The sequence below is a fragment of the Pseudomonas sp. JC1203 genome (assembly GCF_056175065.1).
Window position 1 is genome coordinate 21,435 of the sequence record NZ_JBWCAM010000028.1, and the last position, 15,014, is coordinate 36,448.

The window sequence follows — 15,014 nt, forward strand, 5'->3', positions numbered from 1 at the left end:
CCAATGATTGAATTGATACGGTTTGAATGGAGAACGCGGTGACGCTCAGGGCTGTTGCGTTGGCAGCGCCCCGATGAAGCGGTTGGTGAAGTAGTCATCGGTGGGCAGCGTTGCCTTGACGATGCCTTCGCTGCTGAAGAAATCCACCGCCTGGGCCACCCGCGCCGGCTCGATCTCCCCCAGCTGCTGCTGCTGGCCGTAGACGTACTGGGTGTACAGCGCCAGGATCTGCTCCACCTTGTGCTCCTTGCCCTGGTACGCCGGCACCGCAGCCGCGAAGGTTTTCGCCGCCTGGGCCGGGTCCTGGAGAATGTCGCGCAGGCCCATCAGGGTGGCGGTGACCATCTTCTGCACCAGCTCGGGGTGCTGGGCGATGGCGGCATCGGAGGCCAGGATCGACTGGGCCATGCCGTCGAACATCTGCGCCTGGGGAATCAGCTGCAGCGTGCGCCCGGCCTCCTCGGCGTTCACCACCCAGTCCGGCGAGCCGGCCATGGCATCGGCCTTGCCTTCGGCCAGCAACTGCCACACGCCGGCCGGCCCTGCCGCCTGGATGTTGACCTCGTCTTTGTTGATGCCGGCCTTGCGCAACGACGCCAGCAAGGCGTAGTACAGCGAGTCGGAATAGGACATGACCGTGACCGTCTTGCCGCGCAGTTGCTCGATGCCGCCGATGTGCTGCGCGGCATCGGTGGCCAGCAATGTGTAGCCGTGGGTGCCCAGCACCGCGACGTTGCGCACCGGCACGCCGTTGGCGCGCACCACAATGGGCACGTCACCGCTGGCGGCGCCAAACAGGGCATTGCCGGCGCCCACCTGCTTGGCCACGTCGACGCCGCCCTTGGCGGTCACCCAATTGACCCGCAGGCCAAGCTGGGCATAGTAGCCCTTCTGTTGGGCGATGATCCACGGCGCGAAACCGGGCAGGTTCGGCGGCGCGGGCATCAGGAAGGTGACGTCCTGCACCTCGGCCTGGGCCATGGGCAAGAGCACAGGGGATATCAGCAACGCAGACAGACACCAACGCATCAGACGCTTCATGAAGTACACCTTTGGTTGAGGAAGTTGGAGGGTTCCCGGGGCGGCCCGGGAACCTGCAGGCATTAGCGGCGGCTGCCATGCACGACGAAGAATTCCGCGCCCTGCATGGGCTGCCCCACCGCCGCTTCATAGGCGGCGCGCACGTGCGGCGGCTGGCCGGCCTGGCCGAAGAAGTCCTTGAGGTACGGCCCCAGCAACGGGTGCGCGGCCAGCTGCTCGCGCGGCAGGCCCTTGATCAGTTCGTCGCGGCAGGCCGAGGGCAGGAACACGTTGCGGTTCTGCGCAGGGTCGAGGATCAGGCCCTTGGGCACGTGCGCAGGGTCTTCGCGCAGCGCGTCCAGTTCCTCGAAGAACCGCCGGCGCATCATCACGATGCCGCGGTCGCTCTGGCCCAGGTGTTCGCGGGTGCGGTCGGTGATCTCGCCCTGCCCCACCCACACCACGAAGTCCTGGTTGGCCACATGGCTGGTGATCCAGCGGCCGGTGACCGGGTCCTTGATGGGCCCGTACCAGGTGGGGATTTTTTCCTGGACGTAGGGTTCCTGTTCGCTGGGCACGCGGCTGAACACCCACAGGATGCTGAGGGTGCGGTAGTCATCGATGGGCACGCGCCATTCGAAGTGGTGGCCCAGGTAGAAGCCATTGGGCCACAGGGTCACGCGGCCGACGTTCCACATCACGTCGTCCTGGGCCTCGCCCTCGCGCAGGCGGCGGTAGACGAAACCGTGTTCGAATTCGTCGAACGCCAATTGCAGGTGGGTGGGCACGTAGTCGACGTCATCGCTCTGCTGGCGCAACGTCCAGTTGTTGTGGGTCCATTCGAAGTGCACCGGGTCGATGGAGTTTTCCTGGCACTGGAACCAGTTGCACGGGATCTCGGCGCAGACAACCTGGGCAAAGCCGTTCTTGTAGTTGAACAGCTCCCAATCGGGCAGCTGCGGCGCCGGTGCCGGGCCCAGGTAGGCCCACAACAGGCCGGCCTTGGCCACCACCGGGTAGGCCTTGATTCTGGTCTTGTTGCGCATGCGCCCGCTGGGGTCGCAGGTGTCCTCGTAGGGCTGGTGCAGGCAGCCGCCGCCCTGGTCGAATTGCCAGCCATGGTAACTGCAGCGCAGGCCCGTCTGCTCCACGTAGCCGTAGGACATATCGGCGTTGCGGTGCGGGCAGCGGCGGTCCATCAGGCCGTAGGTGCCGCTCAGGTCCTTGTACAGCACCAGGTCTTCGCCCATCAGGGTGAGGGTCTTGATGGCCTTGTCGTCGAACTCGCTTTCGCCGGCGATGGGTTGCCAGTAGCGGCGCAGGTAATCGCCCATGGGGGTGCCCGGGCCGACCTGGGTCAGGGTCTTGTTCTTTTCTTCACTGAGCATGGGAATGCCTCATCAGGGGGTGCAGGTGGATGGCCGTGGTTCAACCCAGCGCAACGTTCCAGGCGTCGTAGCCGTAGACCCAGTCGGCGTTGCCGCCGGCCTTGAGCCACTGGTTGCCGCGCGAGCCGATCTGGATCTGGCTGGCGCGTTGCAGCCGCGCCTGCTGGTAGGTGTGCAGCGCGCTGGCAAGGTCTGTGTCCGGCAGGCTCAAGGCGCGGGCCAGCACCACCGCATCCTCGATGGCCTGGCCGGCGCCCTGGGCCATGAACGGCATCATCGGGTGGCAGGCGTCGCCCAGCAGCGCCAGGCGGCCCTGGGTCCAGTGCGGTAGCGGGTCGCGCTCGTACAGGGCGGTCTTGAGCACTTCGTCGCAGGCCGTGAGCAAGGCCACGGCATCGGGGTGGAAACCTTCGTAGGCGCTTTGCAGTTCGCTGACACTGCCGCGGGTGGTCCAGCTTTCCAGGTGCCAGGTGGCCTGGGCGGTGGTGGCGAAAATGAAGATGTCGCGGCCACGGTTCAGCGGGAAGGTGACGATCTGGCTTTCGGGGTTGGGGCCCCACCATTTGGTGAAGGCCTGCAGGTCCGGCACGTGGGCCAGCTTGTGCGCGGGCACCACGGCGCGGTAAGCCACCACGCCGGTGAAGCGCGGCTGCTCGGCGCCGAACATCGCCGTGCGCACCGCCGAATGAATGCCGTCGGCGCCAATCACCAGGTCGACCTGGGCCTGGGTGCCGTCGACAAAGGTCAGGGTCACGCCGGCGGCATCCTGCGCGATGGTTTCGCAGCGCTTGGCGAACTGTACGTGCTCAAGCGGAAAGGCACCGGCCAGGGCGGCCAGCAGGTCGGCGCGGTGGATGGTCAGTTGCGGTGCGCCGTACTGCTGCTCGGCGCTGTCGCCCATGGCCAGGCGCGAGGTTTCCTCGCCGCTGTCCCACAGGCGGCTGATACGGTGGCTGGGGCGCGCGGCCGGCTCACGCACGGCGGCGCCCACGCCCAGGCCGTCGAGAGCGCGCACGGCGTTGGGGGTCAGGTTGATGTCGGCGCCCACGCGCATGAAGGCCTGGGCCTGTTCGTAGACGCTGACGTGGTGGCCGGCGCGCTGCAGGGCTATGGCGGCGCACAGGCCGCCGATGCCGGCACCGATGATGGCAATTTTCATGGGTACTGCTCCTTTCTGGTTGACGGGAGCAGCAATGCAGAATGAATGCCATTAATTCCTTTTTTAAGGAATTAATGTAAATACGTTATTTTTCAATCGATTAACCGGTTCCACGGGCGAAACATCCACCGGTGAAACACGGCATGCACCACGATGCTGCGCGTTGTCACTGCGCTACCCAAAAAGGTGTTCCCACGGGGTATGATTGCCGCCCATGGACACTTCACCTGAAAAGAAACGACGCGGGCGCCCTGCCCACACCGCCGCCATCGGCCGGGAAGGCCTGATCGAAGCCACCCTTGGCCTGTTGCGCACTATCGCCCCCACCGACCTGACACTGCTGGACATTGCCCGGCAGGTGAATGTCGACCCGGCGCTGATCCGCTACTACTTCGGTGGCAAGGACGGCCTGCTGCGCGCCGCCACCCTGCACCTGATGGACGTGACGCAGCTGGGCGCCCAGGCGTTGGCCGAAGGCCAGGGCATCGAGACCATGCTGTACGGGCGCATTCGGCTGATCATCGACATCGGCCGGCAGAACCCGCACTTCGTGCAGATGGTGCTGCGCGAGATCTACCAGGGCGACGACCCCGAGCCCGGCGCGGTGCTGGACCTGATTGCCCAGCGCGGTGTGGCGCTGAGCGCGGCGATCCTTGAGGCCCGCCCGCCTGCACCGGGCTTGCCGGTGATTGACGCGCGCATGCTGCACGTCGCCCTGGTGGGCGCGTGCACCTTCTTCGCCACGGCCCAGCCGTTGTTCGGGGTGCTGTTTACCGGCAGCAGCGATGAAGCGTTGGCCGAGCAGTATTCGCGGTTTCTGACGGGGTTGTTGTTGCGCGGTATCGGCGCGGCCCCGTAGCAGCGGTGTCTTTGTGGGAGCTGGCTTGCCAGCGAGCTGTTGGGGCCATAAAAGCTCGCTGGCAAGCCAGCTCCCACAAGAAGCAAAAAAAGGGAGGCGACCTTGCGGTGCCTCCCTGTTCTGGTGCTTGCAACTATAAGGGTTACTGCCCTTTCACCGCCCCCGGCAACGCGTAGGCAATAATGTAGTCGCCACGGTTGTCGTTGGTGCCGGTACGCGTAGCGCCGCCGACGGTGATTACCACGTACTGCTTGCCGTCACGTGCCACATAGGACATCGGTGCGCCCTGCCCGCCTACGGGCAGGCGGCCGCGCCACAGTTCCTTGCCGCTGTCGTTGTCCAGCGCGCGGATGTAGTAGTCCAGGGTGCCATGGAAGAAGGTCAGGCCGCCCTTGGTCACCAGCGGGCCACCCATGGTCGGCATGCCCAGCGGCATGTTCACGCCCGGCACGATGCCGTGCACCGGCGCGTCCTGGATGCTGCCCATCGGCACTTGCCACTTGGTCTTGCCGGTGGTGAGGTCGATGGCGGTCATGGTGCCGAACGGCGGCTTGAAGCACGGCACGCCCAACGGCGAGACGAACATCGAGCGCTCGACGCCCCATGGCGTGCCCAGCTGTTCGGAGTACTCACCCTCGGTGCTCGGCTTCAGGCCGACGCGGGCGGCTTCTTCACGCTTGATGAAGCGGCCCCACTGCGCCATGCGGATGTCGTTGACGATCAGCGTGCCGGTGGAGGCGTCGATGGCGCCGCCGCCCCAGTTGATGCCACCGTAGTAGCCTGGGTAGATCAGCGTGCGCTGGCCGTCGGTGATTGGCGTGAACTCGCCTTCCCAACGCATTTCCTTGAAGTCGATGCGGCACATCAGCTGGTCAAACACGGTGGCGCCCCACATGTCCGACTCTTTCAGGCGCTCGGCGCCTACCGACAGTTGCGAGTACGGCTGGGTGGGCGAGATGTGCATGCCCGGCATGCCATCGGTGGCCACCGCGCGCTCTTCCACCGAGAACACCGGTTTGCCGTCGCGGCGGTCGAGCACGAAGATCTGCCCGCGCTTGGTCATGGCGATGATCACCGGCGTGGTGGTGCCATCCTTGCCCGGCAGGTCGTAGAGGATCGGTTGCGCCGACACGTCGTAGTCGAACATGTCGTGGTTGGCGGTGCGGAAGTGCCACTTGTCGACGCCGGTTTTCACGTCGATGGCCACGATGGAGTCGTTGTATTCGTCCGAGCCTTCGTGACGGTTGCCGTTCCAGAAGTCGGGGGTCTGGTTGCCGGTGGGGATGTACACCAGGCCCAGTTTGTCGTCATAGGCGGCGGTGCCCCAGAAGTTCGGCGACTCCTTGGGGTACAGCTCGCCATCAGGCAGCGGCACGCCGCGCTTGGGGTTGCGTGCATCCCAGGCCCACAGCAGCTCGCCGGTGCGCACGTCGAAGCCGCGGGTCACGCCCGAAGGCTCGTCGGTCTTCAGGTTGTCGTTGATCTTGCCGCCTACCACTACCACATCACCGGCCACCAGCGGCGCCGAAGTCAGGTAGTAGGAGCCGTCGGTGTTGGGGCCGATGCCTTTCAACAGGTCGACCACGCCGTGGTCACCAAAGCTGTCGCACAGCTTGCCGGTGTCGGCGTCCAGCTCCAGCAGGCGCGCGTCGACGGTGGTGGTGACGATGCGGCGGCGGCACTCGGCGGGCTGCGCGGGGGCCGCGGCAGGCGCGGCCTGGGCAGCGCTGGCGGTGGCCTTGTCGGCGTCGTAGTAACCCACGCCGCGGCAACGTTTCCACCCCTTGTTGGACGGGGTTTCCTTGATGTGGGCGTCGAACTTCCACTTCTGCTGGCCGGTGACCGGGTCCAGCGCGAACACGTTGTTCAGCGGCGAGCACAGGTACACGGTGTCGTCGACCTTCAGCGGCGTGCCCTGGTACTCGGCGCCGTTGATGGCCATGTCGCCGGTGTGGAAGGTCCAGGCCACCTGCAAGTCCTTGACGTTGGCCTTGTTGATCTGCTCGAACGGGGCAAAGCGCTCGCCATGGGTGTTGCGCCCGTAGGCGGTCCAGTCATTGCCGTCGGCCTTGCCGGCGTCCGGCGCGATGACCTTGGCGGTGGCGCCAGGCTCGGCCACCACGGTGGGGTGCGGCTGGAACATGCCGTAGGCGATGCCGGCGACGCTGGCGAACAGCGCCAGCGAGATGCCGGTGCGCGGGCCAGCGGTGAGCAGGCGGCGGTTGCCGTCCAGCAGTGGCACCAGCAGGGTAACCACCAGGGCAATGACGATGAAGGTCATCAGCCGCGGCACCAGCTGCCAGAAGTCGAAGCCCACTTCCCACAGCGACCACACCAGGGTCACGGCCAGCAACGCCAGGCCCAGCCAGGCGGCCACCACCTTGCGGCGTACCAGCGCCACGCCGCACGCCACCATCAGCGCACCGGCCAGCAGGTAGTACCAACTGCCGCCCAGGGACGCCAGCTTGCCGCCGCCTGCCAACACCGCCAGCCCCAGCACCGCCAGTATCAGGCCGATGGCGATGGGCACGATTTGTCTCGCTCGCATAAATATTCCCGTTTCGAGGTTCAAGAGGCGCAGCCGCGCCCACGGCGCCTGCGGACAACCCCGCCGCACCCTTGAAGAATTGATTTTCCCGAAGGCCCTGAACCAAGCATCTCAAGGCCGAAATTTATGGAAGCGCTTCCATTTTTTGTCGCAAAAAAATCAGCTCGCCGGCGATAACCACATGAAAAATATGGCTGTTTGCCAGCTGCTGAATGGCGGCGAGTCTATGGGCGGGCATTCACTGCGTCAATACGCCACATAACAAAAGAGAACAATTATCATCATTCATGAATCCTGCTTCGCCCTGCCCTGGCATCCGCAGAGCCCGTGGAAATAGGTATCATGCCCGCGACAATGACCGTGAAGCCCCCTGCCCCATGAGTAAGAATTTCTTCACCCTGGACGACGTCGCCGCCGCTGCCGGCCTGAGCCGCGCGCAAGTGTCCCGGGCCCTGAGCGGCGGCCAGGGCGTGCGCGCCGAAACCCGCAAGCACGTCGACGCCATCGCCGCCCAGCTCAACTACCAGCCTAACCTGGCGGCGCGCAGCCTGGCCTCGGCGCGCTCCTCCATCGTCGGCCTGGTGATTGGCGACCTGAAGAACCCCTTCCACATCCAGCTGGCCGAAGCCGTGGACCGCGAATTGACCGACGCCGGTTTTGACCCGGTGACGTCCCTGCGCGCCGCCGAAAACCCCAACGTCATCGCCGACCGCCTGCTGCGCCTGCGCGCCACCGGCGTGGTGATGATCGGCACGCACCACACCACCAGGGCCATCGCCGACATTGCCGAGCAGATGCCCTGCGTGTACATCGGCAGCAAACGCATCAACCACCCCCGCGTCACCACCATTGCCGTGGACGACGAGTCCGGCGTGCGCCAGGCCATGGCGCACCTGCTGGCGCTGGGGCACCGGCGTATCGTCAACCTGGGCGGCAGCAGCATCGAAGCCTCGGCGCGCCAGCGCACCAAGGTCTACAGCGAAGTAATGGAAGCCGCCGGGCTGGTGCCGGTGTCGTTTCCCGGCTTCCATGACGCCGCCTCCGGGCGACGTGGCGTGGACCTGGCGTTCGCCGAGGGCCAGCGGCCCACGGCTATTTTCGCCTCCAACGACTGCATCGCCCTGGGCGCCATCGACCGCCTGAAAAGCATGGGGCTGTCGGTGCCGGAGGACGTGTCGGTGATCGGTTTCGATGATATTCCCGATGCCGGGACAGAGGTGTTCTCGCTGTCCACCATCCGCCAGGACTGCGACCAGCAGGCCAAGGCCTCGGTGGCGGCGCTGAAGGCCATTCTGCAAGGCGGCAAGGGGGTGGCGCGCCAACGCATCATGCCGGTGACCATGGTGGTGCGCAGATCCACCACGGCCCCGGCCGCCTGACGCTAGTGGCTCATTTGGAGACGGGCATGGCGAACTCGGCGCCCTGCTCGATGCTTTCCGACCAGCGCTGCATGATCGACTTCTGCTTGGTGTAGAAGCGCACGCCTTCGGTGCCGTAGGCGTGCATGTCGCCGAACAGGCTCTTCTTCCAGCCGCCGAAACCATGCCAGGCCATGGGCACCGGGATAGGCACGTTGATGCCGACCATGCCGACCTCGATGCGCCGGGCAAACTCGCGGGCGATGTTGCCGTCACGGGTGAAGCAGCTGACGCCGTTGCCGAACTCGTGGGCGTTGACCAGTTGCAGCGCCTCGGCGAAATCGCGCACGCGCACGCAGGCCAGCACCGGGCCGAAGATTTCCTCGCGGTAGATGCTCATCTCCGGGGTCACGTGGTCGAACAGCGTGGCGCCCAGCCAGAAGCCGTTCTCCAGCCCCGACTCGCTCGGCGTGTAGTCGCGGCCGTCGAGCAGCAGTTGCGCGCCCGCCTCCACGCCCTGGCCGATGTAGCCCTTGATGCGTTCCAGGGCGGCGCGGGAAACGATGGGGCCCATCTCGGCCTTGAGGTCGCGGCCGTCGGTAATGCGCAGCTCGCGCGCACGCTGGGTCAAGGCGGCGACCACCTTGTCACCGACGTCACCCACCAGCACCGCCACGGAAATTGCCATGCAACGCTCGCCGGCACTGCCGTAGGCGGCGCCCATCAGCGCGTCGACCGTGCGGTCTATATCGGCATCAGGCATCACCACCATGTGGTTCTTGGCGCCGCCCAGGCCCTGCACGCGCTTGCCGTGGCGGGCGCCGGTCTCGTAGATGTACTGGGCGATGGGGGTGGAGCCGACGAAGCTGATGGCGCGCACGTCAGGGTTTTCCAGCAGCGCGTCGACCGCTTCCTTGTCGCCCTGCACCACGTTGAACACGCCCTTGGGCAGCCCCGCTTCACGCAGCAGCTCGGCCATGAACAACGAGGCGCTCGGGTCGGTGGGGCTGGGCTTGAGAATGAAGGTATTGCCGGCGGCGATGGCGATCGGGTACATCCACATGGGCACCATCACCGGGAAGTTGAACGGCGTGATGCCGGCCACCACGCCCAGCGCCTGGCGCATGGTCCAGTTGTCCATGCCGCGCGAGACCTGGTCGGAGTGCTCGCCCTTGAGCAGGTGCGGGATGCCGCAGGCGAATTCGAGGATGTCGATGCCGCGGTCCACTTCGCCCTGGGCGTCAGTGAACACCTTGCCGTGTTCGGCGACGATGATCTGCGCCAGTTCGTCCTTGCGCTCGCGCAGCAGGTGCAGGTACTGGAACAGCACGCGGGCGCGGCGGATAGGCGCGGTCTCGCTCCAGTCACTGAAAGCTGCCTGGGCAGCGGCGACGGCTTCGTCGACGGTCTGCCGGCTGGCCAGCGCCACGCGGCCGGTGACAGCGCCGGTGGCCGGGTTGTAGACGTCCTGGTAGCGGTCATCGCGCGACACGCGCTGGTCGTTGATGTAGTGCTCGATAGTGGTGGTCATGGCAGTTGATCCTGGGTGAGGGACAAGGCTGGCAGCCCGCGTTGAACACACGATAGGCTTTCACTTTGTTCCAGACCAGAGCAGAATCCAGAACTTATTGTCCACACAGGCGAACAATAACCCCATGGAAAAGTCCGAGATCGAAGGCTTGTGGACGCACATCCACTGGCTGTCGGTGCTGGAGGAACACGGCACCTACACCGCCGCTGCCGCGCGGTTGGGCGTGAGCAAGTCGGCCGTCAGCCAGCGCATCAGCGACCTGGAAAAGGCCACCGGCACCCGCCTGGTCACCCGCACCACGCGCAGCGTACGCCTGACTGACGCTGGCCAGTCGCTTACCCGTGAGGTGCGCAGCGCCTACGAGCACATTGCCCGCAGCTTTTCCTCGGTACGTGACTCAGCCGGCGAGATTCGCGGCCTGGTGCGCCTGACCGCGCCGGTGGCATTCGCCCGCCAGCAATTGGTGCCGCACCTGTCGGGGTTCCTGCGCCAGTACCCGCAGGTGCGCATTCAACTGGACGTGTCCGACGCCCTGAGTTCGTTGGCCGCCGAAGGCTACGACCTGGCCGTGCGTCACGGCTTCCAGGTGCCCGAGACCCATGTGGCGTGGAAGCTGTGCGACACCCATTCGGTGCTGGTGGCCACCCGCGATTACCTGCAGCGCGAAGGCCAGCCCCGCGATCCCGAAGCGCTGGCCGGGCACAATTGCCTGTACTACCCGCGCGGCAGCGACCAGCCGGCCTGGACCTTTGAACACAACAAGGGCGGCGAGCGCATGACCGTGCCGATTGCCGGCAGCTTCGCCACCAACAACAGCGAGGCCCTGCGCGACGCCGCCCTCAACCATTTGGGCATCGCCCTGCTGCCCGACTTCAGCGCCCAGGCGGCCCTGAACGCCGGGACGCTGGTGCACGTGCTCAAGGACTGGACGCTGAAAGGTGCCTTCGCCAACGAGATCTACCTGATACGGCCGTATTCGCCGCATGTGCCGAAGTCGGTGACGGCGTTGGTGGCGTACCTCAAGGCGCGGCTGGCGGGCGGGTTCACCGCCAGCCCGTAGCAGCGACTGTCTTGTGGGAGCTGGCTTGCCAGCGAGTTTTTAGGGCCCCAACAGCTCGCTGGCAAGCCAGCTCCCACAGTATGTAGCAGCAACTGTCTTGAAACCGCGATGCAGGCAACGCGGTTTCAAGACCTGAGAACGCGTTACAGGCGCCACGCTTCAGCAGGCACGGCACAGGCACTCAGGGCCGCTTGCCGACCTCCACCTGCTGGGCGGTCCAGGCCTTGACCTGCTCGCTCAGGCTCAGCCCCAGGCCCGGGCGCTTGGGCACCAGCATGCGGCCGTCGCGGGTTTCCAGGCGCTCGTTGAACAGCGGTTCCAGCCACTCGAAATGCTCCACCCACGGCTCGGTCGGGTAGGCGGCGGCCAGGTGCACGTGCAGCTCCATGGCGAAATGCGGCGCCAGCATCAGCCCGGCCTGCTCGGCCATGGCGGCCACCTTCAAGTACGGGGTTATGCCGCCCACGCGCGGCGCATCGGGCATCAGGAAGTCGGCGCCGCGCAGCTTGATGAACTCGGCGTGCTCGGCCACGCTGGTCAGCATCTCGCCGGTGGCGATGGGCGTGTCGAACTGCTGCGCCAGGGCGGCATGGCCTTCGGCGTCGTAGCAGTCCAGCGGCTCCTCGATCCAGATCAGGTTGTACTGCTCGAACTGCCGGCACATGCGCTGGGCGGTGGGCCGGTCCCACTGCTGGTTGGCGTCGACCATCAGCGGAAATTTGTCGCCCAGGTGGCGGCGCACGGTGCTGACGCGCTCGATATCGATGGCGCAGTCCGGCTGGCCGACCTTGAGCTTGATGCCGCCGATGCCCTTTTCACGCGACAGGTCGGTGTTCTTCAGCAACTGGTCCAGCGGCGTGTGCAGGAAGCCGCCCGAAGTGTTGTAGCAGCGCACGCTGTCGCGCTGGGCACCCAGCAGGCGCGCCAGCGACAGGTTGGCGCGCTTGGCCTTGAGGTCCCACAGGGCCACGTCGAAAGCGCCGATGGCTTGCGTGGACAGGCCGCTGCGGCCCACCGAAGCGCCGGCCCAGCACAGCTTGGTCCACAGCTTGGCGATGTCACTGGGGTTTTCACCGAGCAGCGCCGGGGCGATCTCCTGGGCGTGGGCAAACTGGCCCGGCCCCCCTGCCCGCTTCGAATAGCTGAAGCCCAGGCCGCGGTGGCCATCCCTGGTCTCGATCTCGGCGAACAGCATGGCGATCTCGGTCATCGGCTTCTGCCGGCCGGTGAGCACCTTGGCGTCGCTGATGGGATTGGCCAGCGGCAGGAACACCGAGGACACGCGCACCCAGGCAATGGCGTCGTCATCACCCGTGGGCAGGTCTTGTTGTTGTGTGAGCATGAACGCTCTCCTTGTTAGCGGGACAGGAAGGAATCGGGAGTTGCCACAGGCGTGGCCTGGGCCTGCGGTTCGGCACAATCGTCGAGCTCCAGGCGTTTGAGCGGCCCGACGATGAACAGGTAGGCAAAGGCCCCCAGCAGGCCCATGGCGGCCACGTACATCAGCGCCACGTCGAAGGAGCCCAGCTGGTTGATCATCACGCCGATGGCAATGGGCGTGACAATGCTGGCCAGGTTGCCGCAGAAGTTGAACATGGCGCCGCTGATGCCCATGGCCCGCGCCGGTGACACGTCGCCGACGATGCACCAGCCCAGGTTGCCGACACCCTTGGCGAAGAACGCCAGGGACATCACTGCAATCACCACGGTGAGCGAGGCGCTGTAGTTGGCGACGACGATGCTGCTGGACAGCAGCAGGCCGCAAATGATCGGGGTCTTGCGCGCGGCGGTGAGGCTGAAGCCCTTGCGCAGCATCCAGTCAGACCACACGCCGCCCACCACCCCGCCCAGGCAGCCTGCGACGGGCGGGATGGCCGCCACCAGGCCGACCTTGAGCAGGGTCATGCCCTTGGCTTCGATCAGGTAGGTGGGGAACCAGGTCAGGAAGAACCAGGTGATGGAGGTGAGGCAGAACTGGCCCAGGTAGATGCCGGCCATCATGCGGTTGGCGCCGATGGCCTTGACGCGCCGCCAGCTGAACGGGGTTTTCACGTCGCCGATGGTGGGCAGGCCGCCGCCGGCCTCGATGTAGTCGATTTCGGCCTGGTTGACGCGGTGGTCCTTGCGCGGCTCGCGCACCAGGCGGAACCACAGCAGGCCGATGAAAATACCCGCAAGCCCGGTGACCCAGAACACATGCTGCCAGCCCCAGGTGCTGACCAGCCACACCATCAATGGCGTGAACGCGGCCAGGGCAAAGTATTGCGCCGACTGGAACACTGCCGTGGCCAGGCCACGCTCCTGGCGCGGGAACCACATCACCGTGAGGCGGTTGTTGGCCGGGAACGCCGGGGCCTCAGCCACGCCCATCAAAAAGCGCAGGCCGAACAGCACCAGGAACGCCGAGGCGAAATAGTCCACGTAGCCCTGCAGGAAGGTCAGTGTGGACCACAGGATCAGGCTGGCGCCCAGCACCACCCGCGAGCCGTAGCGGTCGAGGATCACCCCGCCCGGCAGTTGCATGGAGGTGTAGGCCCACCCGAAGGCGGAAAAGGCGATGCCCATGGTCATGGCGTCGAAGCCCAGGTCGCCGCGCATGCTCGGGGCGGCGATGGACAGCGTGGCGCGGTCGACGTAGTTGAACACCGTGACGATGAAAATCAGGCTCAGGATCAGGTAGCGGACGCGAGTCCTGGCGATGGGGGGCGTGGCTGGGTTCACTTGTTATTTTCCTTGTTGTGAGTGGTGCGGTGGATCGGTGCAAGCTCCTTTGATACATCAATGATTGCGCAATCATTTCCATCGATAAAAACGGCCACCTGCACCGGGGTGCCTGTAGCCACTGCACCTGAGCTTACACTGATTGCGCAATCATTCAAGCCATTCCGACGAAGAGGTATGATGACCTTCAACGCCTGTGCAGCCCATACAAACCTGTCGCCACAAGGTAAGATAGCGGCCTCTCCCACGCTGGAACCCGCCCCCTCGATGGCCAAGAAGTCGAACAAGGACCTTTCACTTTCCGCCAGCGGCGCCGCCGGCGTGCCCGGCTACACCCTGATCGACGTGGCGCGTGTGGCCGGGGTCTCGCCCATCACCGTGTCACGCGCCCTGCACCGCCCCGAGCTGGTCAGCGAGCGTACCCGCGACAAGGTGCGCGAGGCCGCGCGGGCCATGGGCTATGTGCCGAACATGCTGGCCGGCGGGCTGGCCACCAACAAGAGCCGCCTGGTGGCGATTTTCCTGCCCACCATCGCCAACTCGATCTTTGCCGACACGGTGCAGGCGGTGATGGACCGCCTCACCACCGCCGGCTACCAGACCTTGATCGGCCTCACCGGTTATAGCGCCGAGCAGGAAGAGGCGCTGCTGGAAGCCGTGCTGGGGCGGCGCCCCGACGGCATCGTGCTGACCGGCACCCTGCACACCGAGGCCAGCCGCCAGCGCCTGGCTTCGGCGCGCATTCCGGTGGTGGAAGCCTGGGACCTGGGTGAGGCGCCCATCGACATGCTGGTGGGTTTCTCTCACGAACAGGTGGGCGTGGGCATTGCCCGCAACCTGCTGGGCAAAGGCTACCAGCGCTTCGCCGTGGTGACCCTCGACGACCCGCGCGGGCTGCGTCGTGTGGCCAGCCTGAAGGCGGAGTTGCAGGCCCACGGCATCACTCACACCCCCACCCAGATACTGCCCGCCCCCGCCACCCTGGCCTCCGGCCGCCTGGGCCTGCAGGGCCTGCTGGACCAGGGCCACACCCCACAGGTGGTGGTGTGCAGCTCGGACACCATCGCTCAGGGCGTGCTGGCCGAAGCAGCCAGCCGTGGCATCCGTGTGCCGGAGGATTTGGCGGTGATGGGCTTCGGCGACCTGAGCAGCGCCGCCCACGTGCACCCGCCATTGTCCACCGTACAAGTGAACGGCGCGTTGATCGGCCAGCAGGTGGCCGACGCCCTGTTGGCACGGCTGCGCGCCACGCCCGGCGCCGAAGCAGTGGCGCCGGTGTGCATTGATACCGGGTTCAGCATTATCGACCGGCAGAGCACGCGCGATATCAGGTAGAGGCCGAAGGTTGCGTCCGACGACCTAAGCATAGA

At 65.9% G+C, this 15,014-nt stretch carries 12 protein-coding genes; 4 read left to right on the forward strand and 8 right to left on the reverse strand.

Annotation, left to right across the window (positions count from 1 at the left end):
* Window positions 1–45 precede the first annotated feature (45 nt).
* The 3 genes from AC0SZ7_RS29420 to AC0SZ7_RS29430 all read right to left on the reverse strand — a co-directional run bounded on the left by AC0SZ7_RS29420 (window position 46) and on the right by AC0SZ7_RS29430 (window position 3,567).
* Window positions 46–1,029: an ABC transporter substrate-binding protein gene (locus AC0SZ7_RS29420; RefSeq protein WP_475507517.1), complete on the reverse strand. Its 984-nt coding sequence runs from the start codon at window positions 1,027–1,029 to the stop codon at window positions 46–48.
* Between the two features lie 74 nt (window positions 1,030–1,103).
* Window positions 1,104–2,408 (reverse strand): Rieske 2Fe-2S domain-containing protein, encoded by a 1,305-nt coding sequence (locus AC0SZ7_RS29425; protein WP_475507497.1) that lies wholly within the window; start codon window positions 2,406–2,408, stop codon window positions 1,104–1,106.
* 40 nt (window positions 2,409–2,448) lie between these two features.
* Window positions 2,449–3,567, reverse strand: a complete 1,119-nt coding sequence (locus tag AC0SZ7_RS29430; RefSeq protein ID WP_475507498.1) for an FAD-dependent monooxygenase — start codon at window positions 3,565–3,567, stop codon at window positions 2,449–2,451.
* Between the two features lie 214 nt (window positions 3,568–3,781).
* Here AC0SZ7_RS29430 and AC0SZ7_RS29435 point away from each other — a divergent pair, with 214 nt between their 5' ends.
* Window positions 3,782–4,426, forward strand: coding sequence for a TetR/AcrR family transcriptional regulator (locus AC0SZ7_RS29435; RefSeq protein WP_475507499.1), 645 nt, complete (start codon window positions 3,782–3,784; stop codon window positions 4,424–4,426).
* A 142-nt stretch (window positions 4,427–4,568) separates the two neighbouring features.
* Here AC0SZ7_RS29435 and AC0SZ7_RS29440 read toward each other — a convergent pair whose 3' ends face one another.
* Window positions 4,569–6,974, reverse strand: a complete 2,406-nt coding sequence (locus tag AC0SZ7_RS29440) for a membrane-bound PQQ-dependent dehydrogenase, glucose/quinate/shikimate family (protein ID WP_475507500.1) — start codon at window positions 6,972–6,974, stop codon at window positions 4,569–4,571.
* 377 nt (window positions 6,975–7,351) lie between these two features.
* Between AC0SZ7_RS29440 and AC0SZ7_RS29445 the strand changes: the two genes are divergently transcribed.
* A complete protein-coding gene (locus AC0SZ7_RS29445; RefSeq protein ID WP_475507501.1) occupies window positions 7,352–8,353 on the forward strand; it encodes a LacI family DNA-binding transcriptional regulator in 1,002 nt (333 codons plus the stop codon).
* Window positions 8,354–8,363: 10 nt separating this feature from the next.
* Here the strand turns inward: AC0SZ7_RS29445 and AC0SZ7_RS29450 are convergent, their stop codons facing one another.
* Window positions 8,364–9,863, reverse strand: a complete 1,500-nt coding sequence (locus tag AC0SZ7_RS29450; RefSeq protein ID WP_475507502.1) for a CoA-acylating methylmalonate-semialdehyde dehydrogenase — start codon at window positions 9,861–9,863, stop codon at window positions 8,364–8,366.
* A 124-nt stretch (window positions 9,864–9,987) separates the two neighbouring features.
* On the opposite strand from AC0SZ7_RS29450, the gene AC0SZ7_RS29455 reads away from it, so the two are divergent.
* On the forward strand, window positions 9,988–10,923 hold the full coding sequence (locus AC0SZ7_RS29455) for a LysR family transcriptional regulator (RefSeq protein ID WP_475507503.1): 936 nt from the start codon (window positions 9,988–9,990) through the stop codon (window positions 10,921–10,923).
* Window positions 10,924–11,104: 181 nt separating this feature from the next.
* On the opposite strand, the gene AC0SZ7_RS29460 is transcribed toward AC0SZ7_RS29455, so the two are convergent.
* From AC0SZ7_RS29460 to AC0SZ7_RS29470, 3 genes are read right to left on the reverse strand one after another with little or no spacing between them, the layout of a single operon-like run.
* Entirely contained in the window at window positions 11,105–12,265 is a 1,161-nt protein-coding gene (locus AC0SZ7_RS29460; RefSeq protein WP_475507504.1) for an L-talarate/galactarate dehydratase, read from the reverse strand.
* Window positions 12,266–12,279: 14 nt separating this feature from the next.
* Entirely contained in the window at window positions 12,280–13,644 is a 1,365-nt protein-coding gene (locus AC0SZ7_RS29465) for an MFS transporter (protein ID WP_475507505.1), read from the reverse strand.
* Window positions 13,641–13,931: a hypothetical protein gene (locus tag AC0SZ7_RS29470; RefSeq protein ID WP_475507506.1), complete on the reverse strand. Its 291-nt coding sequence runs from the start codon at window positions 13,929–13,931 to the stop codon at window positions 13,641–13,643. The genes AC0SZ7_RS29465 and AC0SZ7_RS29470 overlap by 4 nt, the downstream gene beginning before the upstream one ends.
* Here AC0SZ7_RS29470 and AC0SZ7_RS29475 point away from each other — a divergent pair.
* Window positions 13,912–14,979, forward strand: a complete 1,068-nt coding sequence (locus AC0SZ7_RS29475; protein ID WP_475507507.1) for a LacI family DNA-binding transcriptional regulator — start codon at window positions 13,912–13,914, stop codon at window positions 14,977–14,979. The two genes, AC0SZ7_RS29470 and AC0SZ7_RS29475, sit on opposite strands and share 20 nt — an antisense overlap.
* Window positions 14,980–15,014 lie beyond the last annotated feature (35 nt).

Bases quoted from the DNA above. Each gene is read 5' to 3' on its own strand.
- AC0SZ7_RS29420 (WP_475507517.1), bottom strand. From the start codon at position 1,029: ATGCGTTGGTGTCTGTCTGCGTTGCTGATATCCCCTGTGCTCTTGCCC.
- AC0SZ7_RS29425 (WP_475507497.1), bottom strand. From the start codon at position 2,408: ATGCTCAGTGAAGAAAAGAACAAGACCCTGACCCAGGTCGGCCCGGGC.
- AC0SZ7_RS29430 (WP_475507498.1), bottom strand. From the start codon at position 3,567: ATGAAAATTGCCATCATCGGTGCCGGCATCGGCGGCCTGTGCGCCGCC.
- AC0SZ7_RS29435 (WP_475507499.1), top strand. From the start codon at position 3,782: ATGGACACTTCACCTGAAAAGAAACGACGCGGGCGCCCTGCCCACACC.
- AC0SZ7_RS29440 (WP_475507500.1), bottom strand. From the start codon at position 6,974: ATGCGAGCGAGACAAATCGTGCCCATCGCCATCGGCCTGATACTGGCG.
- AC0SZ7_RS29445 (WP_475507501.1), top strand. From the start codon at position 7,352: ATGAGTAAGAATTTCTTCACCCTGGACGACGTCGCCGCCGCTGCCGGC.
- AC0SZ7_RS29450 (WP_475507502.1), bottom strand. From the start codon at position 9,863: ATGACCACCACTATCGAGCACTACATCAACGACCAGCGCGTGTCGCGC.
- AC0SZ7_RS29455 (WP_475507503.1), top strand. From the start codon at position 9,988: ATGGAAAAGTCCGAGATCGAAGGCTTGTGGACGCACATCCACTGGCTG.
- AC0SZ7_RS29460 (WP_475507504.1), bottom strand. From the start codon at position 12,265: ATGCTCACACAACAACAAGACCTGCCCACGGGTGATGACGACGCCATT.
- AC0SZ7_RS29475 (WP_475507507.1), top strand. From the start codon at position 13,912: ATGGCCAAGAAGTCGAACAAGGACCTTTCACTTTCCGCCAGCGGCGCC.